Annotated in this window: 23 protein-coding genes; 12 read left to right on the forward strand and 11 right to left on the reverse strand. The window is 61.5% G+C overall.

Annotation, left to right across the window (positions count from 1 at the left end; translation table 11 throughout):
• The first annotated feature begins 486 nt into the window (after positions 1 to 486).
• Positions 487 to 939, forward strand: coding sequence for a TfoX/Sxy family protein (locus AC097N_RS17895; protein ID WP_479583424.1), 453 nt, complete (start codon positions 487 to 489; stop codon positions 937 to 939).
• Here the strand turns inward: AC097N_RS17895 and AC097N_RS17900 are convergent.
• Complete coding sequence (locus AC097N_RS17900; protein WP_479583425.1) at positions 872 to 1,312, reverse strand: DUF2917 domain-containing protein; 441 nt, start codon at positions 1,310 to 1,312, stop codon at positions 872 to 874. The genes AC097N_RS17895 and AC097N_RS17900 overlap by 68 nt on opposite strands.
• Positions 1,313 to 1,435: 123 nt before the next feature.
• Here AC097N_RS17900 and AC097N_RS17905 point away from each other — a divergent pair, with 123 nt between their 5' ends.
• Positions 1,436 to 2,422, forward strand: a complete 987-nt coding sequence (locus AC097N_RS17905; protein WP_479583426.1) for a LysR substrate-binding domain-containing protein — start codon at positions 1,436 to 1,438, stop codon at positions 2,420 to 2,422.
• A gap of 13 nt (positions 2,423 to 2,435) precedes the next feature.
• Here AC097N_RS17905 and AC097N_RS17910 read toward each other — a convergent pair whose 3' ends face one another.
• Complete coding sequence (locus tag AC097N_RS17910; RefSeq protein WP_479583427.1) at positions 2,436 to 3,035, reverse strand: 5-formyltetrahydrofolate cyclo-ligase; 600 nt, start codon at positions 3,033 to 3,035, stop codon at positions 2,436 to 2,438.
• 9 nt (positions 3,036 to 3,044) lie between these two features.
• Here AC097N_RS17910 and AC097N_RS17915 point away from each other — a divergent pair, with 9 nt between their 5' ends.
• Positions 3,045 to 5,054: a lytic transglycosylase domain-containing protein gene (locus AC097N_RS17915; RefSeq protein WP_479583428.1), complete on the forward strand. Its 2,010-nt coding sequence runs from the start codon at positions 3,045 to 3,047 to the stop codon at positions 5,052 to 5,054.
• Between the two features lie 2 nt (positions 5,055 to 5,056).
• On the opposite strand, the gene AC097N_RS17920 is transcribed toward AC097N_RS17915, so the two are convergent.
• Positions 5,057 to 5,230: a hypothetical protein gene (locus tag AC097N_RS17920; protein WP_479583429.1), complete on the reverse strand. Its 174-nt coding sequence runs from the start codon at positions 5,228 to 5,230 to the stop codon at positions 5,057 to 5,059.
• Between the two features lie 144 nt (positions 5,231 to 5,374).
• On the opposite strand from AC097N_RS17920, the gene AC097N_RS17925 reads away from it, so the two are divergent.
• The 5 genes from AC097N_RS17925 to AC097N_RS17945 are packed head-to-tail and all read left to right on the forward strand — an operon-like array spanning position 5,375 to position 12,049.
• On the forward strand, positions 5,375 to 6,058 hold the full coding sequence (locus AC097N_RS17925) for a glutathione S-transferase family protein (protein ID WP_479583500.1): 684 nt from the start codon (positions 5,375 to 5,377) through the stop codon (positions 6,056 to 6,058).
• 37 nt (positions 6,059 to 6,095) lie between these two features.
• Complete coding sequence (locus tag AC097N_RS17930) at positions 6,096 to 7,352, forward strand: multifunctional CCA addition/repair protein (RefSeq protein WP_479583430.1); 1,257 nt, start codon at positions 6,096 to 6,098, stop codon at positions 7,350 to 7,352.
• Between the two features lie 28 nt (positions 7,353 to 7,380).
• The gene (locus tag AC097N_RS17935) at positions 7,381 to 8,094 is read left to right on the forward strand and encodes a response regulator transcription factor (protein ID WP_479583431.1); all 714 of its coding nucleotides are present in this window, start codon (positions 7,381 to 7,383) and stop codon (positions 8,092 to 8,094) included.
• Complete coding sequence (locus AC097N_RS17940) at positions 8,091 to 9,527, forward strand: sensor histidine kinase (RefSeq protein ID WP_479583432.1); 1,437 nt, start codon at positions 8,091 to 8,093, stop codon at positions 9,525 to 9,527. The genes AC097N_RS17935 and AC097N_RS17940 overlap by 4 nt, the downstream gene beginning before the upstream one ends.
• Before the next feature lie 5 nt (positions 9,528 to 9,532).
• The gene (locus tag AC097N_RS17945) at positions 9,533 to 12,049 is read left to right on the forward strand and encodes a sensor domain-containing protein (RefSeq protein ID WP_479583433.1); all 2,517 of its coding nucleotides are present in this window, start codon (positions 9,533 to 9,535) and stop codon (positions 12,047 to 12,049) included.
• Here AC097N_RS17945 and AC097N_RS17950 read toward each other — a convergent pair.
• The 8 genes from AC097N_RS17950 to AC097N_RS17985 form a co-directional block, all read right to left on the reverse strand.
• Positions 12,046 to 13,128, reverse strand: a complete 1,083-nt coding sequence (locus AC097N_RS17950) for an ABC transporter ATP-binding protein (protein ID WP_479583434.1) — start codon at positions 13,126 to 13,128, stop codon at positions 12,046 to 12,048. The genes AC097N_RS17945 and AC097N_RS17950 overlap by 4 nt on opposite strands.
• Positions 13,129 to 13,134: 6 nt before the next feature.
• A complete protein-coding gene (locus tag AC097N_RS17955; RefSeq protein ID WP_479583435.1) occupies positions 13,135 to 13,989 on the reverse strand; it encodes a carbohydrate ABC transporter permease in 855 nt (284 codons plus the stop codon).
• Entirely contained in the window at positions 13,979 to 14,863 is an 885-nt protein-coding gene (locus AC097N_RS17960; protein WP_479583436.1) for a carbohydrate ABC transporter permease, read from the reverse strand. Before AC097N_RS17960 ends, AC097N_RS17955 begins: the two co-directional genes overlap by 11 nt.
• Positions 14,864 to 15,002: 139 nt before the next feature.
• A complete protein-coding gene (locus AC097N_RS17965) occupies positions 15,003 to 16,253 on the reverse strand; it encodes an ABC transporter substrate-binding protein (RefSeq protein WP_479583437.1) in 1,251 nt (416 codons plus the stop codon).
• Between the two features lie 149 nt (positions 16,254 to 16,402).
• The gene (locus tag AC097N_RS17970) at positions 16,403 to 17,395 is read right to left on the reverse strand and encodes an ROK family protein (RefSeq protein WP_479583438.1); all 993 of its coding nucleotides are present in this window, start codon (positions 17,393 to 17,395) and stop codon (positions 16,403 to 16,405) included.
• A gap of 30 nt (positions 17,396 to 17,425) precedes the next feature.
• Positions 17,426 to 17,794 carry a phosphomannose isomerase type II C-terminal cupin domain gene (locus AC097N_RS17975; RefSeq protein WP_479583439.1) on the reverse strand — a complete coding sequence of 123 codons (369 nt, stop codon included), beginning with the start codon at positions 17,792 to 17,794 and terminating at the stop codon, positions 17,426 to 17,428.
• 84 nt (positions 17,795 to 17,878) lie between these two features.
• On the reverse strand, positions 17,879 to 18,316 hold the full coding sequence (trxC, locus tag AC097N_RS17980) for a thioredoxin TrxC (protein WP_479583440.1): 438 nt from the start codon (positions 18,314 to 18,316) through the stop codon (positions 17,879 to 17,881).
• Between the two features lie 43 nt (positions 18,317 to 18,359).
• Positions 18,360 to 19,502: a class I SAM-dependent methyltransferase gene (locus tag AC097N_RS17985; RefSeq protein ID WP_479583441.1), complete on the reverse strand. Its 1,143-nt coding sequence runs from the start codon at positions 19,500 to 19,502 to the stop codon at positions 18,360 to 18,362.
• 20 nt (positions 19,503 to 19,522) lie between these two features.
• Between AC097N_RS17985 and AC097N_RS17990 the strand changes: the two genes are divergently transcribed.
• Genes AC097N_RS17990 through AC097N_RS18005 form a run of 4 tightly spaced genes read left to right on the forward strand, consistent with a single transcriptional unit; the run spans position 19,523 to position 22,289 of the window.
• Complete coding sequence (locus tag AC097N_RS17990) at positions 19,523 to 20,311, forward strand: SDR family oxidoreductase (RefSeq protein WP_479583442.1); 789 nt, start codon at positions 19,523 to 19,525, stop codon at positions 20,309 to 20,311.
• A 25-nt stretch (positions 20,312 to 20,336) separates the two neighbouring features.
• A complete protein-coding gene (locus AC097N_RS17995; RefSeq protein WP_479583443.1) occupies positions 20,337 to 20,708 on the forward strand; it encodes a dihydroneopterin aldolase in 372 nt (123 codons plus the stop codon).
• A gap of 13 nt (positions 20,709 to 20,721) precedes the next feature.
• Complete coding sequence (gene ttcA, locus AC097N_RS18000) at positions 20,722 to 21,654, forward strand: tRNA 2-thiocytidine(32) synthetase TtcA (RefSeq protein WP_479583444.1); 933 nt, start codon at positions 20,722 to 20,724, stop codon at positions 21,652 to 21,654.
• A 29-nt stretch (positions 21,655 to 21,683) separates the two neighbouring features.
• Positions 21,684 to 22,289: a DUF4136 domain-containing protein gene (locus AC097N_RS18005; RefSeq protein ID WP_479583445.1), complete on the forward strand. Its 606-nt coding sequence runs from the start codon at positions 21,684 to 21,686 to the stop codon at positions 22,287 to 22,289.
• Positions 22,290 to 22,304: the final 15 nt, after the last annotated feature.

Below are 22,304 nucleotides of genomic sequence, written 5' to 3' on the forward strand. Positions count from 1 at the left end.
ATGATCAAAAACTCGACTTTCGTCTCGCTTTTCTCGCTTCACTGTGATCAGCGAAGCCTTGAATTATGACACGCTTTTGACTGCGTTATCAAAGTTTTTTAACTTTTTCCATCTCCAAATTTCTTCGAAATCCCAAAACACAAAAGTCTCAAAACCCGCATCAGCCAACTCTTGAATCAGCCTCTGCTCTTGCCACCACACTTTTATCAAGTGTCAGTAGCGAAGCCCTCAATTATGGCACGCTTTTTAGCCTCCGCGCAAGTTGGTGCTGATAAATTCCATTCATGAACAACTCATGGAGCTAGCAGGCTCCTATTAGCAGCCGATTCACCCTTGATCCGTTGCAGCTTCACTCCCTCCTTTTGCTCCACTCACAGCCTCTAGGGTTTCGGCGCGCGTCAACTTAGTCTCCACCTGATTTAAGCTGCTAACTCAATAAAGCAACCCTGTCCAATGCCTCGACGCCCCTCAACTCCATAATCCCCCATGACCGCCACCCGTGACTTTGCCGACTACTGCTGCGAACTGCTGGCCAGCACAGGCGCTTGCACGCCCAAGAAGATGTTCGGCGGCTGGGGCATCAGCACCGGCGGGTTGACGATTGCGATCATTGCGGACCTGGGCTCGGGCGACAAGCTGTGGCTGAAAGCCGACGACCCCAGCCGCAGCCAGAGGGAAGCGGCCGGGTGTGCGCGGTTCACCTACACCTCGACCAAAGACGGCGTGCCAGTCACCCGGGGCATGAACTACTACAGCGTGCCGGATGAGGCCATGGAGTCACCTGACGCCATGGCGCCTTGGGCTCGGCTGGCGCTGGAATGCGCCTTGAAAGCCAGGCAAACCCCGGCCAAAACCAAACCCAAGCGGCCTGCTACGACAGCAGCCGCAGCTGGCAAGAAGCCGAAGACTTCTGCCGCACGCCGAAACACTCGGCCATAAGCCGTTTGGCGGCGCGAGCCACCAGACCCAATGCCTGGCTCAGTTCTGCAAACGCGCCCACACCCACCGCCGCGGGCACCCATTCATAGCCGGCAGACAAGTTGGCGGTCGCACCGCTGGACTCCATCACGACCCGCTGGCCCGCCAACAAGGCCAGTTCATCACCGGCAGTCAAAAACCAGTCGCCCCGGTCATTGGCAGGCCCCGCATGTGGCCCCTCCAACGTGACCCACACCCGGCCGTCGCTCACGCGCAGCCAACCCGCCTGCTGCGCCTGGAGGGTGAGCGCTTGTCCGGGCGCCAGCATCTGGCAACGCGAGGCAACGGAATTGCGAACAGATTGATGCGCATTACGCTTTAACAGTGAATTCATGACAGCTCCTGATTTCGTTGGATTGGCATGAATGATCGCCGCAACAAGCAGATGGGTCCAATGAAATCGGGGTAAGCTATTCATACCGTTATCGCATCAATCAATTCAACTCGACCCTTGCTCATGCACCCCTCCGACAACCATCTGCGCACCCGTCCCATTTCGGTGGGCCACTTGCGGGCGTTTGAGGCGGTGGCACGCCACCTCAACTTTCGGGCTGCGTCCGAAGAACTGTCGCTCACCCAAAGCGCGGTGAGCCGCCAGATTCAGTCCATGGAAGACGAAGTGGGTGTCAGCCTGTTTTTGCGCCACACGCGGGCCGTCGAACTCACCAGCGCAGGCGCCCAGTTGTTGCGCGCCGTGATGCCCTCACTGGAGCGGCTGGACGGGGCGGTGCGACAAATCCGGCGCAGTACCGGGCGCAAAAGCGTGACGATCACCACCTGGGCCTCCTTTGCGTCCATGTGGCTCATTCCCCGGCTGGAGGCGTTTCAAAGTGAGCACCCGGACATCGACATTCGCATTGATGCCAGCGACGTGCCAGTGGACCTGGAAACGGCCGACGTGGACGTGGCGCTGCGCTACGCACGGACAGCCCAGGCACCCGCCCATGCCATTCGCCTGTTTGGCGAGCAACTCACACCCGTGGCCAGCCCCTGGCTGCTCAAGAGCGGACCGGCGCTCCACAAGGGTGCTGATCTGGCACAGTTTGGTTTAATTGAAGCCAGCGACGCGCACCGCACGCAGAATCTGGAATGGCTGACCTGGCGGCGCTGGCTGGACGAAAACCACATCACCAAGCTGGAGCCCAAGCGCTGGCTGTATTTCAACTACGCGCACCAGATTGCACAAGCCGCACTCACGGGTCAAGGCGTGGCGCTGGCGCGCATGCCGCTCGTGGCCGACAGCCTGGCCTCGGGCGACCTGGTCGAAGTCTTGCCCGGCATGCGGCTGGAATCACCAATGGTGTACTGGCTGATCGTCGGGCCACGCTCGGCAGCCCGGCCTGAAATTGTGGCGTTTTGCACCTGGCTGCAGGCGCAGGCCGCGTTAACCCGCGTGGCCATTGGGGATGTGCCCGACCCGGACACCATGGACGGGCTGGACTGAACGCCAGACCGAACTAGACCGGCCAGACCACGCCGTTGTCGTTCAGGATGGCATCCAGCGGCATGTCGTGGGACTGCGGCTCAAAGTCGGGCAGGAACCCGTTGGAAAAACCCAGCCCCACCGTCAGCGGACGCGGCTCCAGCGTCGCCAGCATGCGGTCATAAAAACCACCGCCATAACCCAGCCGGTAGCCGCCCGGGGCGTAACCCACACACGCCACAAACAGCAGCGTGGGCATGATCACCTCGGTGTCTTTGGGCTTGGGAATGCCGTAGGCATCCTCTTCCATGGGGCAGCCGGGGTACCACGCATGAAAAGTCATGGTTTTGTGAACTTTGTCGACCACCGGCAGTCCAATGCGTCTAGGCTGCGGTTGGTCAATCAGTTCGCCGTCTTCCTTCCAGCGATGCAAGGCGGGTAGTGGGTCAAATTCGCCCTTGATGGGCCAATAGGCCCCAATCACGGCATCCGGTCGGCCCACCAACCAGATTCGCATCACACGCTGCAAAAGATCAGCGCGTTGCGAACGATCCGGGAGGTTAAGACGTTGTTCAATGAGAAGCTTGCGCAGGGCCTTTTTTTCAAGAGCCCTTTTTTCGTCAGAATTATCCATAATCCCCACATGCAGTTTCACACCATTTTGACATCGATTTCCCTGCTGGGGTCACTCGCCATTTCCGCCACGCTTCCGGCGCACGCCCAGTCGCGCACTGGCGCCAAGAGCCCGTCCGACGAAACAGTTCTGGAAATGAACCAGGCCTTCAAAAAGGGCGACCGCAAGCGCCTGACCGCCCTGTTGCCCCAGGTACGCGGCAACGCACTCGAGCCTTGGGCGGCCTACTGGGAACTCAAGGCCCGGCTCGACACCGCCTCGCCGGGTGAGGTACAGGACTTTTTCACCCGTTACGCCGGCACCTACCAGGAAGACCGACTGCGCAATGAATGGCTGCAATTGCTGGGCCAGCGCCGTGATTGGGGCACCTTCATGGCGGAGTACGCCAATTTCCGCATGAAGGACGACCGCTCCCTCAAATGCTATGCCCTGCTGGCAGGCGACAAACCCCGCGACGTCGACGTGGCGCGCCAGGTCGAGACCTTGTGGCTCGCGCAAAAAGACGCCGACGAAGGTTGTGCCGCCGCGGCAGACCAACAAGTCAAGGCAGGCAAACTCAAACCCCACACCATCTGGCTGCGTGCCCGCCTGGGCATGGAGAACGACAGCCAACGCGTGGCCACCCAGGCCGTGGGCTTGCTGGACTCGGAATGGGCCAACACGGCCAGCGCTATTTATGCCGCGCCCGAGCAATACCTGGAAGGCAAGTTGCTGGCCTTGCGCTCACGCAGCAAGGAACTGGTCACGTTGGCCCTGATCCGCCTGGCCGTGAAAGACCCCGATGCCGCCGCCATTGAAGTGGACAAACTGCGCTGGAAAACCCAGCTCACGCAAGAAGAACGCAGCTGGATCTGGGGCGTCATTGGCAAGCGCTCCGCCATGCGCCTGTCAGACCGCGCGGTAGGCTATTTCCTGAAAGGGCAGCAAGACCAATTCATGCATGACGACCAGCTGGCCTGGAAAGCCCGCGCCATGCTGCGCGCCGGCGACTGGGAGCAAGTCGCCAGCAGCATCGCCGCCATGAGCGAAACCCAGCAAAAGGACAGCACCTGGGTGTATTGGCGTGCGCGCGCACTGTTGAAGCTGGCCAAAGGCGAAACCGAGCGAGCCGAGGCGCGCCGCCTGCTGGAAGGCATTGCCAGCGTGCGTGGTTTTTACGAGCAACTGGCCCTGGAAGAACTGGGCCTGCGCATCACCACGCCCGCCTCGCCGGAGCCCCTGACCGTGGAGGAAAAAACCAACGCCGTCCAAAACCCCGCGCTCGCCCGCAGCCTGTACGCCATACAAGTGGGTCTGCGCAGCGAAGGCGTGCGTGAGTGGAACTACGCCACCAACCTGCACCAAAACGGCGGCATGAGTGACCGCGAACTGCTGGCTGCGGCCGATCTGGCCTGCCAGCACCAGGTGTGGGACCGCTGCATCAACACCAGCGAGCGCACCAAAAACGTGATTGACTTTGCGCAGCGGTTTCCCATGCCGCACAAAAACGCCGTTGTCCAGCGTGCCAACCAGATCGGGCTGGACCCCGCTTATGTGTACGGCCTGATCCGGCAGGAAAGCCGCTTCATCATGGACGCCCGCTCCGGCGTGGGCGCCTCCGGCCTGATGCAGGTCATGCCGCCCACCGCCAGCTGGACGGCCAAGAAAATCGGCATGACCGACTTCAAACCGCATCAGATCAATGACCGGGACACCAACATCGCCATTGGCACCGGCTACCTCAAGCTGGTGCTGGACGACTTTGCAGGCTCCATGCCCATGGCGGCGGCGGCCTACAACGCCGGTCCCGGCCGCCCCCGCAGCTGGCGTGGCCAGACCGGTGGGCCGGTGCTGGAAGCAGCCATCTGGGCGGAGAACGTACCCTTCAATGAGACGCGCGATTACGTGAAGAAAGTGCTGTCCAACACGACCAACTACGCAGCCCTCATCACCGGGCAACCGCAGTCACTGAAAACCCGCTTGGGCATGGTCGGACCGCGTGATGCGACAGCAACGGAAGTGAACCGCGACCTGCCCTGACATCAGTCCGGGATCACGGCGCCGATCACAGCGCCGGTCGCCTTGACGCCGGTCTTGACCACGACGGCCGCCGTGGTGACCACCGCGTCGGCCACCGCAATGACCGCGCAGCCGCTGCTCACCAAAACTGTTACCACCGCCAGTGCGACAGCCGCACTTTTCAACATTGCGCTCATCCAGATACTCCCTTTAATGTGAGCCGGATTATCCCCGCGTCGTCCGGGCCCGGGCTCTGGTGTCGGCCCACGCATCAAATCCGCGCGGCGATTTCATCAATCACGGCGGTCTGAACCGCTAGCATGGAGTTTTTGGAGGACTACATGCTCAAGCTCTACATCGGTAACAAAAACTACTCTTCCTGGTCCATGCGCCCCTGGGTGCTGTTGACACAGGCCGGCATTGACTTTGACGAAGTCATGGTCCGCTTTGACTCCTTCGCCGCCGGCTCCACCTTCCGAAGCGCCGTGGATGCCGTCACCCCCACTGGCAAGGTGCCGGTGCTGGTGGACGGTGACCTGGTGGTGTGGGACACGCTGGCCATTGCCGAGTACGTGGCCGAGCAATTCCCCAACAAACGCCTGTGGCCGCGCGACAAGGCGGCCCGTGCGCGGGCCCGCAGCGTGTGTGCCGAGATGCACGCGGGCTTCACCGGCCTGCGCGGCAACTGCCCGATGAACATCGAGGCCTCGCTGGCCGACACGGGCGCCCTGATCTGGCGCGACAAACCCGCGGTGCGCGCCGATGTGGCACGACTGGTGGCGATGTGGCAAGAACTGTTGGCGCAGCACGGTGGGCCGATGCTGTTTGGCGAGTTTTCTGTGGCTGATGCGTATTTCGCCCCGGTCTGCATGCGCCTCACAACCTATGCCTTGCCCGTGCCACCGGCCATTGCCGATTACGTGGCGCGTGTCTGTGCGCTGCCAGGCGTGAAGGCGTGGATGGATGGCGCCTTGGCAGAAAAGGATTTCCGCGACTTCGAAGAGCCCTACCGCCTGAAGCCTTGAAGGACGGAGGAACTAAGGTTTCAGTAAACTGCCCACCATGCAAATTTACATGGTGGGTGGCGCGGTCCGGGACGCGCTGTTGGGATTGCCCGTGAAAGACCGGGACTGGGTGGTGGTGGGCGCCACGCCCGAGGCGCTGCTCGCCCAGGGTTTTTTACCCGTGGGCAAAGACTTTCCGGTGTTCCTGCACCCCAAGACCAAAGAAGAATATGCCCTGGCCCGCACCGAACGCAAAACGGCACCCGGCTACCACGGCTTTGCCATCCATGCCGCCCCTGACGTGACGCTGGAAGACGATCTGGCCCGACGCGATATCACTATCAATTCAATAGCTGTCTCCGCACATTCCACGGGGGCTACAGGCCAATTTGATATAAATAACGCCGAGTTTGTCGATCCCTATGGCGGCCGCCGGGACCTGACTGACAAGGTGTTCCGCCACGTCACCGACTCCTTCCGTGAAGACCCGGTGCGCATCCTGCGCGTGGCCCGCTTTGCCGCGCGTTTTGCCGACTTCACCGTGGCACCGGAGACCCTGCAACTCATGACCGAGATGGTGGATGGCGGTGAAGCCGACCACTTGGTGGCCGAGCGTGTGTGGCAGGAGTTGGCCAAAGGCCTGATGGAGAACACCCCGTCGCGCATGTTCGAGGTGTTGCGGGACTGTGGCGCCCTGGTGCGCCTGCTGCCTGAGGTCAACCAGCTGTGGGGCGTGCCACAGCGCGCCGAGTACCACCCCGAAATTGACACCGGACGGCACCTGATGATGGTGCTGGACATGAGCGCGCGCCTGCAGGCATCGCTCCCGGTGCGGGTGGCCTGCCTGTTTCACGACTTGGGCAAAGGCACCACCGCGCCCGAGGTGCTGCCGCGCCACATTGGCCATGAAGAGCGCAGTGCCCGCCTGCTCAAAGGCATTTGCGACCGGCTGCGCCTGCCCACTGAGTGCCGTGAACTGGCCGATGTGGTGGCGCGCGAGCACGGCAACATCCACCGCAGCGCGGACCTGAATGCCGCCGCGGTGGTGCGCCTGCTGGAGCGCTGTGATGCCTTTCGCAAGCCCCCCCGTTTTGCCGACATTCTGCTGGCCTGCGAATGTGATGCCCGCGGGCGTCTGGGCCATGCCGAGGCACCCTACCCGCAAAGTCCGCGCTTGCTGGCGGCGCTGGTGGCAGCGCAATCAGTTGCTACACATTTAATAGCTAGCTCCGCACTACAGACGGGGGCCAACGGCAAAAAAGTAGGTGAACTCATTCATTTGGCCCGGGTGGAGGCCGTGCGGGCCAGCCGGTAGCCCCGCCGTTGCTTGTTATGCTCCTGCCATGCCCAGCTTACTGATTGTTGAAGACGACGAATTACTGCGTGACGGCCTGAGCGCCCAGCTGGTCCAGGCGGGCCACTCGGTCACGCTGGCGAGCGATGGCGCCATGGCGCAAACCCTGTTGGAATCGAACCGCTTTGACGGCGTGATTCTCGACCTTGGCCTGCCCAAAGTGAGCGGGCTGGATGTGCTGCGCTGGATCCGACTGCGCCTGCCCGCGCTACCAGTACTGATCCTGACCGCGCGGGACGGCGTGGAAGACCGGGTGCAGGGCCTCAACGCCGGCGCCGACGACTACCTGACCAAACCCTTCAATATGGCCGAGCTACAGGCCCGCCTGGGCGCCATGTTGCGCCGCGCCCGCCTGCCCGCCTTCGGTGGCTCGCTGGAGCTGGCGTCCGACCACGCCAAACGCCTGCGGGTGGATGCCAGCCTGCCCCTGGCCTGGCTAGGCGAAGAACCCATGGAGTTGACGCAACGCGAATGGGCCTTGCTCTCGCTTCTGGTCTCCAATGCGGGCCAGGTCATCAGCCGGGAAGACGTGCTGGAGGTCTGGCAATCGGTCCCTGGCGACGGCGTGGGTGCCACGAGCGGCACGGGATCGAACGCGCTGGAGGTCTATATCCACCGCTTGCGTCGCAAGCTCGACGACTCGGGGCTGAACATCCGCAACGTGCGCGGCCTGGGCTATATGCTGGAATCCACGACCCCATGAAGCGGTCGGACCCTGAGACGGGCACAGGCCTGACCCAGGCCACCTTTCCTTCGCCAGAACACGGCTTGTCACTCAAGCGGCAACTCTTGCTCTGGCTTTTGTTGCCCCAACTCGTGCTCTGGCTGGTAGGCGGCGCCCTCACCTACCGCATTGCCTTGCGTTATGCCGAGAAAGGCATTGACCAGTCGTTGACCCAGTCCGTGCTGTCACTGGCGCGCCAGGTCAAACCGGTGGGTTCGGGGCTGTTGATTGATTTTCCGCGCGCGGCACAAGACATCATTGAACAGGACCCCAAGGACCGGGTCAGTTACATGGTGTCGTCGCCGCCAGGCAGCTTTTTGCTGGGCAACGGCAAGCTGCCCGGCCCGGTCATGAACCTTCCCCCCATCACGGGTGAGCCCCTGCTGTACAACGTCACGGTAGAAGGCAAACCCATGCGCGTGGCCTTGCTGGATGTCAACTATGGCGAGACGGATGCACCCCAGCTCCTGCGCGTGCAGGTGGCCAAAAGCCTGGCGGTCCAAAAACGCATCACCGCGGAACTGGTGGCCGACATGCTGGTGCCGCTGCTGATGCTGGGCGCCGTGCTGAGCGTGCTGGTCTATGGCGGCATTTCACGCGGGTTGAGCCCGCTCACCCGGCTGCAGGCCCAGCTGGGTCACCGGCGCGAACACAGCCTGTCCGCACTCTCCCCCATCGAGATGACGCAGGCCCCCCAGGAGGTCCACGCGCTGGCCGGTGCCGTCAACCAGCTGCTCGCTGCCGTGCGCCGCAGCCTGGGACAGGAAAAGCGCTTTCTCAATGACGCCGCCCACCAGCTGCGCACCCCGCTGGCAGGCCTGATCAGCCAGACCGAGCTGGCCCTGCAGGAGACGGACCCCCAGGCACTGCAGGGTCGTCTGGCCAAGGTACTGGCCGGTGCCCGGCGCAGCGCGCACCTGGTGCACCAACTGTTGTCACTGGCCCGCAACGAGGCCGATGTGCGCCTGCAAACGCTCGACGCCGCCGCCCTGGCGCGCGATGTGGCGAGGGAGTGGACCCCGCGGGCGCTCACGGCCGGGGTCGACCTGGGCTACGAAGGCGAAGACAGCGTGCTGGTGGACGGCGAAAAGCTGCTGCTGCGTGAGGCACTGAGCAACCTGCTGGACAACGCCCTGCTCTACGCGGGCCGGGGCAGCGTGGTCACGCTGCGCGTGATGCGCTTTGGCGACCGGGCCTTTATAGAGGTCGAGGACAACGGCCCGGGCCTGACGCAGGCCGAACTGAACCACGTGTTTGAGCGCTTCTGGCGTGCCAGCGAACTGCCCGGGGGCTGCGGCCTGGGGCTGGCCATTGTGGCGGAAATTGCGCATCGCCATGACGGCAGCGCCACAGCCCTGGCCGTGCAACCCCATGGCCTGCGCGTGCGGCTGAGTTTGCCCCTGAGAGATTGAAACAGATGGATATTCTCAACACTCCCGATGACGCCAGCCCCTGGAAACTGGCCTGGGAAAGCGCAGGCGAAGGCGTCTGGGACTTGAACATGACGACCCGGGAACAAATCTACTCCAGGAGCTGGAAGGAGATGTTGGGCTACTCGGTCGGAGAAATCGGCACAAGTTCGCTGGAATTTACCGGGCGCGTCCACCCTGATGACTTACCCGAGATGCGCAAAGTCTCGCTGGCGTATCAGAAGGGCGACACGGCGATCAACTCGGTGGAACTGCGCATGCGCTGCAAAAACGGATCCTGGAAATGGATTCTGGCGCGCATCATGATGATTGTGCGCGACGAACAGGGCCGCGCCGTGCGCATGATTGGCACCCACACCGACATCACGGATCGCAAGAAAACCGAATTGGCCTTGCGTGAGCTCAATGACCAGCTACAAGAAAAATCCCATCTCCTTCAAACCACACTGGCCAACATCAGTCAGGGCATCTTCGTGTTTGACGCCGACACCCGGGTCAACACCTTCAATCCCCGCGTCTGCGAGCTGCTGGACTTGCCTGCCAGCTTGCTGGAGACACGCCCCACACTGGCCGAACTGAACCAGTTCCTGTACCAGCGCGGCGACTTCGGGCCCCATGCCACACAGGTGGCGGCCAACGCCCGCGCCTACGTGTTGTCAGGTGGCAAAGGCACGGTGCCTGCCCACTACATGCGCGTCACGCCCGCCGGACGCACGCTGGAGGTCAAGTCAAAGATCTTGCCCGACGGCGGCATGGTGCGGACCTTTGCCGACGTGTCGGACTACGTCCGGGCCGAGACCGCGCTGCGGGAGAACGAAGAGCGCTGGAAGCTGGCCCTGGACAGTACCGGCGACGGTGTGTGGGACTGGAACATCCCGTCCGGTGAGGAGCACTTCTCAAAACGCCTGCTGGAGATGTACGGCCTGAACGAAAGTGACATGCGCAACCGCTCCGACGAGCTGGACGCACGCACTCACCCTGAGGACATGGCGCAGTTGATCAAAGACCGCCAGGCCCATTTTGATGGCCTCACGCCCACCTACGTGAACGAACACCGCGTGCGCTGCATGGACGGCAGCTGGAAATGGGTGCTGACCAGAGGCATGGTCATCAGCCGGGATGCCCAGGGCAAGCCGCTTCGCATGACGGGCACCCACACCGACATCACCGAGCGCAAAAACTCCGAAACACTGATCTGGCAGCAAGCCCACTTTGATGCGCTCACCGGTCTGCCCAACCGCAACATGTTGCGCGACCGGCTGGAGCAGGAGATCAAGAAGACCAAACGCGAAGGCCAGCAACTCGCCATTCTGTTCATTGACCTGGACCACTTCAAGGAGGTCAACGACACCCTGGGCCATGCCAGCGGCGACCAACTGCTGGTGGACGCCGCCCACCGCATCAACGCCTGTGTGCGTGACGTGGACACGGTTGCCCGCATGGGAGGCGACGAGTTCACGGTGCTGCTGACCGAGCTGTCAGACACCAGCAGCATGGAACGCATCTTGCAAACCCTGCTGCAGTCCCTCTCTGGCGCGTTCCAGCTGGGCACGGAGCAAGTGTTCGTCTCGGCCAGCATCGGGGTGACCATGTACCCCCTCGACGGCACAGAGATCGAGGAGCTTTTCAAGAACGCCGACCAGGCGCTGTATGTGGCCAAGGGCGCGGGGCGTAACCGTTTCAGCTTTTTCACACCCGCACTGCAGGAGGCCGCCCAAACCCGGGTACGCCTGGCCAATGACCTGCGCAGCGCCCTCGCGGACGATCAGTTCCGCCTGGTGTACCAGCCCATTGTTGAAATTGCCACCGGCGCCGTGCACAAGGCAGAGGCCCTGATTCGCTGGCAACACCCCACCCGTGGGCTGGTCAGCCCGGCCGCTTTTATTCCGATTGCCGAAGCCAGTGGCCTCATTGTTGACATTGGTGAATGGGTGTTCCGCCAGGCTGCGCAGCAAGTCAAAACATGGCGGGCTGCGCTGGACCCGCGGTTTCAGATCAGCGTCAACAAATCACCGGTGCAGTTTCACCACCACGGGACGGACCACGAACCCTGGATCACCCACCTCCAAGCCTTGGGGCTGTCCGGCGACAGTATTGTGGTGGAGATTACCGAAGGGCTACTGCTGGACACCAGCCCCCGCGTGACCAACCTGCTGCTGGCCATGAGTGAGGCGGGCATTCAGGTATCGCTGGACGACTTTGGCACCGGTTATTCGTCCCTGTCGTACCTGCAAAAATTTGACATTGACTTCATCAAAATCGACCAGTCTTTTGTGCACCACCTGGTTCCGGCTTGCACCGACCTGGCCCTGTGCAAGGCCATCATCGTGATGGCCCATGAACTGGGCATGAAAGTGGTGGCTGAAGGGGTGGAAACCCAACAACAGCTCGACCTGCTGGCCGCGGCCGGTTGCGACTACGCGCAAGGCTACCTGTTTGCACGGCCCATGTCGGCGCCGGACTTTGACGCCTTCATGGCCGGCCGTCAGGCGCCCACGCCTTAAGCGCCTGCGCGATCGATGCGCACGCCAGTCTGGGCGTTGAACCAGTTGTTGTGCTTGCTGCTGACCGTAAGGCCCGTCTGTTCGCCCACTTTCATGGTTGAGTTGGGCGCCACGCGCACGGTCATCAGGCCCACCCCGGTCTTGACCACCACATAGGTATCTGCACCCGTGGGCTCCACCAACACCACTTCACCGCGCCAGGGCGCGTCAGGGCTCAGGTGGATGTGCTCGGGGCGCTGGCCCAGCGTCACTTCTTTGGCGTCTGGGCAAATCAGATCGAGATAACCCCCGGCAAAGACAAACTTGCCGTTCTCACCCGTCTGCTCGATCTTGCCGGGGATGAAGTTCATGTTAGGTGAACCGATAAAACCTGCCACATAGGTGTTGACGGGACGGCGGTAGATGTCGTCCGGCGTGCCAATTTGCTGCAGAATGCCGTCCTTCATGACCGCGATGCGGCTGCCCAGCGTCATGGCTTCGATCTGGTCATGCGTCACATACACACTGGTGATGCCTGACAGATGGTGCAGGCGCTTGATTTCGGCGCGCATTTCCACGCGCAGCTTGGCGTCCAGATTGCTCAAGGGCTCGTCAAACAAAAACAGCTGGGGGTCACGGGCCAGGGCGCGGCCCATGGCGACACGCTGACGCTGCCCGCCCGAGAGCTGGGCCGGGCGGCGGTCCAGCAAATGCTCGATTTGCAGCATGGCCGCCACTTCGTGAATGCGCTTGGTGCGCACGTCCTTGGGCACCTTGCGCATCTCCAGCGCAAAGCCAATGTTGTCGGCCACGCTCATGGTGGGGTACAGCGCGTAGCTCTGGAACACCATGGCAATGTCGCGCTGGGCGGGCGCCACACCAATGACATCTTTGCCATTGATGCGCAACTCGCCTTCAGTGGGTTCTTCCAGACCCGCGATGATGTTGAGCAGCGTGGACTTGCCGCAACCCGAGGGGCCGACCAGAATCAGAAACTCGCCGGGGGCGACGTCAATTTCGATCTTCTTGAGAATCTCGACGGCCTTGTCGCCCTTGCCAAAGACCTTGCGAATGCCTGCGATGTGAAGTGAAGCTGCCATGATTTTTTATCCTTTCACAGCGCCAGCTGTGAGTCCTTTAACAAAGTATTGACCGGCCAGCACATAGACCAGCATGGTGGGTAAACCGGCGATCACGGCCGCTGCCATGTCGACGTTGTAACTCTTGACGCTGCTGGAGGTGTTGGCCATGTTGTTCAGACCCACGGTGATGGGCTTGCTGTCGGCACCGCTGAAGGCCACACCAAACAAAAAGTCATTCCAGATGTTGGTGAACTGCCAGATCAGCGTGACCATCAAAATGGGCGTCGACATGGGCACCACAATGCGAAAGAAAATGCGCCAGAAACCAGCCCCATCAATGCGCGCTGCATTCACCAGTTCTTTGGGAATGGCGGTGTAATAGTTGCGGAAAAATAGCGTGGTACCCGCCAGACCGGCAATGCAGTGCACCAGCACCAGCCCGGTCAGGGAACTCGACAAGCCGAGAAAACCGAGCACCTGGCTCATCGGCAACAGCACCACCTGGAAGGGCATGAACACGCCAAACAGCATGAAACCAAACAGCACTTCGCTGCCCTTGAATTTCCACATGCTCAGCACATAGCCGTTGATGGCACCCCAGGCGGTCGAGATCAGCACCGCGGGCACGGCCATGATGACCGAGTTCCAGAAATAAGGGCGCAAGCCGCGGCAGTCCACACCCGTACAGGCGCTGGACCAGGCCAGGCCCCAGGACTCGAAGTTGATGGCGTTGGGCAGACTCAACAGGTTGCCGGAGCGAATCTGCTCGGCGTCCTTGAACGAGGTGGCCAACATCACATACAGCGGCGCCAGGAAGAAGAAGGCAGCCACCAGCAAAATGCCGTAGATGGCGATACGGGGGAGGTGTTTAGCGATCATGGGGTTTGGCGCGAAGCTCGCTGTAGAGGTAAGGGACCACGATGGCGGCCACGGTGGCCAGCATCATGGTGGCGCTGGCCGCACCCAGGCCAATCTGGCCGCGGGTAAAGCTCATGACGTACATGAAGGTGGCGGGCACATCGGACGAGAAGCCAGGGCCACCGGCGGTCAGCGCCATCACCAGGTCGAAACTCTTGATGGACAGGTGCGACAGCACCAGCACGGTCGAGAACACCACAGGCCGCAAGATGGGCAAAATAATGCGCCAGTAAATGCGCGGGAGCGAGGCGCCGTCAATTTGCGCCGCCTTGATGATGCTGTCGTCAATACCGCGCAAACCGGCCAGGGACAAGGCCATGGCAAAGCCGGCCGATTGCCAGATGCCGGCAATCACCACGCAGTAAATGGCGGTCTCGCTTTGCACCAGCCAGTCAAAGTGAAAACTGGTCCAACCCAGGTCGTGCATGAGTTTTTCCAGCCCGAGGCTGGGGTTCAAAATCCATTTCCAGGCAGTGCCGGTCACAATGAACGACAGGGCCATGGGGTACAGGTACACCGTGCGCAGCAAGCCCTCGGCGCGTACTTTTTGATCGAGAAAAATGGCCAGGGCCATACCCAGAATCATGGAGCCACCGACGTACAACAAGCTGAAGATGCCCAGGTTTTTCAGGGCTACCAACCAGCGGTCCATCTCCCACAGGCGAACGTATTGTTCAAGGCCGACGAATTCTTCGTAATTGGGGAGCATGCGCGATCCGGTCACGGACAACACGCCGTTCCAGATCATGAAGCCGTAGATGAACGCAAACCCGAGCACAAAGCCCGGCGCAATCACCAGCTTAGGTAATAAATTTTCAAAGTTCTTCATGCGCATTGCTCTCGTATGGCAAACACTTCCACCCCAAGCGGAAGGCGTGGGATACGTGCCAAAGTGAGGTAAAGGAGGAGCCCGCAGGGCGGGGGACACGAACGACGGCACGCATCCCATCCGCTCCGCGGGCAAACGAAGCGACTTACTTGGTCGCAGCCGCTTTGGCGATGTTTTTCACGCCGTCAGCGATGGAGATCTTGTCGTCGTTCCAGAACTGGCTGACAGCGTCCTTGATCGCACCTTCAGCCGCAGGCGCGATGGCCATGCCGTGGGCCACGGAAGGCACCAGACCACCGGTTTTGGCGGTTGACACGAAGTCTTTGCTGGAGAGCTTGGCGCAGTCGTCAAACTTGTCCATGCTCATGTTCAGACGAACCGGGATGGAACCCTTGTTCAGGTTGAACACTTCCTGGAACTGGGTGCCCATGATGGCAGCAGCCAGATCACCCTGGGCCTTTTGAGCACTGGCGTCCTTGAGCTTGAACATGGCAAACGAGTCCACGTTGAAAGTGAAGGCATTGGCCGTACCAGGCGCAGCAGCGCACAGGAAGTCTTTGCCCGGCGCCTTGCCCGCAGCGATGAACTCGCCCTTGGCCCAGTCACCCATGAATTGGAAGGCAGCCTTCTCTTGCATCACCATGGCGGTGGCCAGGTTCCAGTCGCGGCCAGGGGCGGCTGCGTCGGTGTAACCCTTGACTTTGCGGAAAGTCTCCAGCGACTTGGTCATGGTGGGGCTGGTCAGGGCCTTCTGGTCCAGCTTCACGAGCGCGTCGTTGTAGAACTTGGCACCGCCCACACCCAACACCACGGATTCGAACGTGGTGAAGTCCTGCCAGTTCTGGCCACCGTGCGCCACGGGAATCAGGCCGGCTTTTTTAACTTTTTCAGCAGCGACAAAGAACTCGTCCCATGTCTTGGGCATGCCAGCCACGCCAGCCTTCTTCAACACAGCCGCATTGGCCCACATCCAGTTCACGCGGTGCACGTTCACGGGAGCGGCAACGTAGTTGCCTTTGTATTTCATGACATCAGCGACGACCTTGGGCAGCAGGCTGTCCCATTTCTCGGCCTTGGCCGTGGTGTCGAGGTTGGCCAGCACGCCTTCAGAAGCCCACTCCTGAATGGCAGGGCCCTTGATCTGGGCCGCAGCAGGCGGATTGCCGGACACGACGCGGCTCTTGAGAACAGTGGCTGCGTTGTCGCCGCCGCCGCCCGCCACGGCGAAGTCTTTCCAGACGTGGCCCTTGGCTTCCATGATTTTTTTCAGTTCAGCGACCGACTTGGCTTCACCACCGGATGTCCAGTAGTGCAGCACTTCGACTTCACCGGCCATGGCGGCTGAACCAGCCACCACAAATGCAACGGCCGTAGCCAATTTTGAAAGTTTCAACATGTTGTCTCCTGAGTTTTAAGCCCCGCGACCACAACGGGTCGCGAAACACGGGTTAATTCGCGTCGGCGCCTTGCCGATCGAATTAATTAATTGTTAATTAATTTTAGAGCGCCGAGTATCGGTGCTTACCCTAGGAGACCTCAATTACTTCAGGCCACCAACGCCAGAGCTCCAAAATCGCCCACCCGCTCACCCAGACCGGCCGGGACCAACTCGCAACCATCGGTCAGTGCCGGCAGCTTGCCTTTGAGTTGCGCCTTCAATTTGGGCAGCAGAAAATCACGGTTATGCCAGAAGACGCTGCCGCCGATACTGATGCGCGTCAAGTCAAGCGTCGCAATCAGGTTGTAGAGGGTGCGCCCCATGATCCGGCAAAATTCATCCACAATAGCCACAGCCCCCGTATCACCTGCGCTAGCAGCTATAAAAAGTGTAGCAGCATCGGGGTAACCCAAATGACCGAAGCGCCGCGGTATGGCGTTGCCGGCGATCAGGCCTTCCACGTCGCCCACGTTGCCGCAGCCGCACAGGGCGTCGTCGTTGTCCACCACAAACAGATGCCCGGCATGGCCCGCATTGCCGTTCTTGCCGCGCAGCACGCGACCATCCACACACAGGCCCACGCCAATGCCGGTGCTCCAGGTGAGGTAGGCGCAGTGGTCCAGCGCTTGACCCCCGTCTTGCAAAGCACCCCAGCGGCGCTCGGCTTCCAGCGCGCCAATGCCATCGTTTTCTACCCGCACATGGGGGAACACCGCACGCAAGGGGGCCTCCAGCAAGGCCGTTTTCCAGTCGTTGGGCAGACCGCGGGCCTTGCCCGCCATGCCGCCGCAAATATTGGGCGCGGCCAGCTCCACCAGGCCCTGGTTCATCACAAACGGCCCGCAGGACGACACGCCCACGGCCGCCAGGCTGGCGACCGCGACACCCGCCGCATCACAACTCTCCCCCACCATGCGGATGATTTGCAACGCCAGCGCGTCAGAGGCGCCTTCTTTCGCGGTGGGCTCAGCCACGCGGCCCCGAACCCCTTGCGCATCAGCAATGCTGACCGCCACTTTGGTACCGCCAATGTCCACACAGGCCACAGGCGCGGCGCCCTCGGGCAGGCGAAATCCGTCCGTCAATACGTTGGTATTCATGTTGTTTGTCTCTTTGGTTTTGGATAGGAATCAGACGCGACCGTAGTCGTCGCTGAGCCGAACGATGTCATCTTCGCCCAGGTAGTCGCCAAACTGCACTTCGACAATTTCGACCGGCTCGGCCGTCAGGTTGGCCAGTCGGTGAACCGTGCCCACGGCAATGTCGACATGGCCGCCCACCCCCAACGTCAGGACCTGTTCACCCACGGTGATGGTGGCCGTACCCTGCACCACCACCCAATGCTCGGCGCGCCGGTGGTGCTTTTGCAGGCTGAGTTGCTGCCCCGGCGACATGCCGATGCGTTTGATCTTGTTGCCCGGCACCTCGGACACCGTCTCATACCAGCCCCAGGGTCGCTCAGTACGTTCGATGGTTTCGGTGCGGATTTGGGTGGTCATGGGGCGTGGGCCTGGTTTGCGAAAGCCTAGATGCTAATGCGTCACAGCCACCCAAGTTACTGCGCCGTTACGAACGCAACGCCGTCAAAACTGCTGTGACCGGGCCCAGCGCACGATGTCCGCAGCCCCCATGGCACCGGCCTGGCGCGCCACTTCGCGGCCATTGGCGAACAATGCCAGCGTCGGGATACTGCGGATGTTAAAGCGAGCACCCAGATTTTTGGCCGCTTCGGTATCGACTTTCACCAACCGGAATTGGGGCTCCAACTGAGCGGCGGCCTGCTCAAACGCCGGTGCCATCTGGCGACATGGACCGCACCAGGGCGCCCAGAAATCGACCAGCACCGGAATCTGGCTGCGGTTGATGTGGCGGTCAAAATGGCGCTCGTCCAGCGCCAGCGAATGCGCTACAAACAAAGGCTTGTGGCAACCGCCGCAGTCGGGTGCGTTGGCCAGATCGGCGCTTTTTACGCGGTTGGTGGTGTGGCAATGCGGGCAAACAATGTGCAGCGAGTCGGTCATGGTGATCCCTTTCTACCGACAACATGGAGGCCAAATGAGCGAACTACAAGGTGTGCGTGCGGTCGCCCTGCGAGAAGCCCAGGGCCTCCCACGGCGCGCCCTTGTACAGGCCGATGACCTTGAACAGCTCACCCATTTCATGCTCCATGATGAGCCGCTGGGCCTGCACCCGCACCGGCAAAGGCGAGGCCTCCATCCGGCCCGCCAGACCGCAATTGATCAGAAACCGGGCCTGCGAGCAGTAGCCCAGCACCTCCAGCCCCGCATCCTGCGCGGCGAGGGCAATGCCGGTGAAGTTGACGTGCGCGGTGATGTCCTTGAGCCCCACCGCGGAGAGCGGGTCGGGGTCGGACCGGTGGCTTTGGTGGCACATCACGGTGCCCATAGATCGCTGGGGGTGGAAATATTCGTGCTCGGGAAAACCGTAGTCCAGAAAAAACGCAGCGCCCACGGTGAGCTTGTCGGCCAGCGTGCGGATAAAAGACTCGGCCTGCGGGTGAATCTCGGTCAGGTAGTCATGCTCACCTTCGATGTCCAGCGGCGGGCGCCATGCCGTCGGACGATCCTGCCAGGCGAACACCGGTGCATCTGCCACGGGCGAGTCGGTCAGCACAACGCCGCGCTCATGCCAAGCGCCGTTCACGCGGGCCAGCAGCTTCACCGGCATGGCGTCCAGCACCTCGTTGCCAACCACCACACCCTGCATGTGAGCGGGCAACTCATTCACCCATTGCACAGTGTCGGCGTAGGCCGCGAGTTTCAATTGCTGGCGCGCGCGCAGGCTGCCGGACAAATCCACAATGGTGTAACGCCGCAGGGGCTGGCCCAAGGCCGCCAGCGCGTCGAGCAGTTGCAGCGCCAGCGCGCCGGAACCCGCGCCAAACTCCCAAACCTCGGTGGTCTGGGTCACCTGCAAGGCCTGCACCACCTGGGCGGCCAGCGTCTGGCCAAACAGCGGCGTCATCTCGGGCGCGGTCACGAAGTCGCTGCCCGCAACAGGCGCGCCATCATCCATCGCATAGGGCATGGCGCCAAACTTGGCACTGTCATTGGCGTAGTAGCCCAGGCCCGGGGTGTAGAGAGCCAGGGCCATGAACTCGTCAAAGCCGATCCAGCCGCCTTGCCCGCGGATGACCTGCGCCAGGCGGCCCTCAAGGGCGCTCGTTAAACTGTAGGGTGTTTTCATCAAGACTGAATTGTCCCCGAATGTCCTCACCTGCTCCTGCCCGCACTGTACTTGTCACTGGCGCCGCCAAAAGACTGGGCCGCGAAATCGCCCTGGCGCTGGCCAAAGACGGCTGGCAGGTGGCGGTGCATTACCGTGACTCCCTCGAAGATGCTATTAAAACAGTAGCTGACTGCGCACGTCTGACGCCGGGTAGCGCCGCTTTTCGTGCAAATTTGACAAACGAAGTGGCCGTGCGCAATTTGCTGCCGCAAGTCATCAATGAATTTGGCCAGGTGGACGCCATCGTCAACAGCGCCTCGACGTTTGAACATGACGAGGCCGCCACCTTCAGTTTTGCCGCCATGGAAAAACACATGCGCAGCAATGCCGGGGCCGCGATTGTGCTGGCCCAGGCGCTACACGCCCATGTGCAGGCTCGCAACCTGGCCCAGCCCGAAGCGCTGGTGCACGGCGCGGTGGTCAACCTGCTGGACCAGAAGCTGTGGAACCAGAACCCCGACTTCTTCAGCTACACCCTGTCCAAGGCGGCACTGGAGGCGGCCAACACCATGCTGGCGATGGCGCTCGCACCCGAGATTCGGGTGGTGGGTGTCGCCCCCGGCCTGACCCTGACCAGCCCGCTGCTCACTGACGAGCAGTTCCAGGCACGGCACAAGCTCTCGCCGTTGGGCCGCTCCAGCACGCCAGCCGACGTGGCGGCCACCGTCAAGTTTGCGCTTGAGAACCAGTCCATCACCGGCACCACGCTGCTGGTCGACGGCGGCCAGCACCTGATGAAATTCGAACGCGATTTTTCGCTGATGTAAGCGGCGAATGATCCCCCAAACCCCTATGAACAAACTTCACGGCACCCAGATTTTGACCCTGACCGGCCTGCGCTTTGACGCCAACCTGGGCATTCTGGAAGCCGAAAAACTAGCGCCACAGCCCATCCAGGTGGATGCCGAGCTGAACCTCGGCCCCCAGGCCTTGCTGCCGCTCAATGACGACATCCTGCATGTGCTGGACTATCGCAAGGTGCGCCAGATCATCATCACCGAGTGCACGGCCGAACACGTGAACCTGCTGGAGAGCCTGATTGGCAAACTGGCCAGCCGCCTGATGCAGTTGCCCGGTGTACTGGGGGTGCGGGTGAAAATTGCCAAACTTGAAATTTTTGACGACTGTGAAGTCGCCATACGCGTAGAAACTGGTCAGTGGTGACAGGAGAAAAAACATGAGTGCAGTCTGGATCGAAGACGACGTGGTTCCGTTGGACGCAGAACCCAAAACCAACCCCAAAATCGAGCGCGAGACCCACAAGCTCGAAAAACGCCTGTGCCGCCAGGTCGGCCAGGCCATCATGGACTTCAACATGATTGAAGAGGGGGACCGCGTCATGGTGTGCGTCTCAGGCGGAAAAGACAGCTACGCCATGCTCGACATCCTGCTCAAGTTGCAGGCCCGTGCGCCCATCAAGTTCGAGTTGATTGCGGTCAACCTGGACCAGAAGCAGCCCGGTTTTCCCGACCACATCCTGCCCGCTTACCTGAAGCAGCTGGGCGTGCCGTTTCACATCGAGACGCAGGACACCTACAGCATCGTCAAAAAAGTAGTGCCTGAGGGCAAGACCATGTGCAGCCTGTGCAGCCGCCTGCGCCGGGGTATTTTGTACCGCGTGGCGGACGAGCTCAAGGCCACCAAGATTGCGCTGGGCCACCACCGCGACGACATCCTGCAGACCTTTTTCCTCAACATGTTTTTCGGCGGCAAGCTCAAGGGCATGCCGCCCAAGCTGGTGAGCGACGACGGCGGCCACATCGTGATCCGGCCGCTGGCCAACGTGGCCGAGAAGGACCTGATTCGCTGGGCCGCCCACCGCGAGTTCCCGATCATTCCCTGCACGCTGTGTGGTAGCCAGGAGAACTTGCAACGCAAACAGATCGGCAATATGCTGCGCGAGTGGGACAAACACCACCCCGGGCGCATTGCCAGCATGTTTACCGCGCTGCAAAACGTGGTTCCGTCCCACCTGATGGACCTCACGCGTCACAACTTCAAGGACATCAAGACCACGGGCTTGCCCGATGTGGACGGCGACAAGATGTTTGATGACGAGGAGTTTCCGGTGGCCTCCCTGCCGAGTCTGCAGGTGGTCAGCATCAACTGATTTTTCACGCCGTTTTCACGGGAGGCGCCATGTTCAAGTCACTCATTGCCCTTTTTGCAGCCATTGGACTCACCGGTTGTGGCACCGTGAGACTGGTGGACACCGATGTGCGCAGCTTTGTCACAGCGCCGTCCGTACCGCTGGGCGCCACCTACCGGTTTGAGCGCCTGCCCTCCCAGCAAGCAGACACTGACCGGCAACACCGCCTGGAAGCCATGGCGCAGGAGGCGCTGACCAAGGCCGGTTTACGGCGCCAGGACGCAGCGCCCGGCTATAGCGTGCAGGTGTCGATCGGTACCAAAGTAGATGCCTACGGACCGGGCGACCGCCCCACCACGGGATGGTTTCCAGGCTGGAACTTTGGCGTCGGGGTGCAAACCGGCAATGTGATGATCGGTGCCAACCGCGGTTTGCTGGGGTTTGGCGTGCCCGAGCAGCCCTACTACTGGCGCCAGGTCACCCTGGTCATCCGCAACCTGAGCACGGCCCAGGTGGTGTATGAGACCCGTGCTGCCCATGATGACCGTTGGGCCGACAGCGACGCCATCCTGCCCGCCATGCTGGAGGCCGCGTTGAAGGACTTCCCCAACCCGCCACCCGGTGTGCGCCGCGTCAACATTGAAATTCCCCGGTAACTTCTTCATCCAAAC

The sequence above is a fragment of the Rhodoferax sp. LS1R11 genome (genome assembly GCF_056521395.1).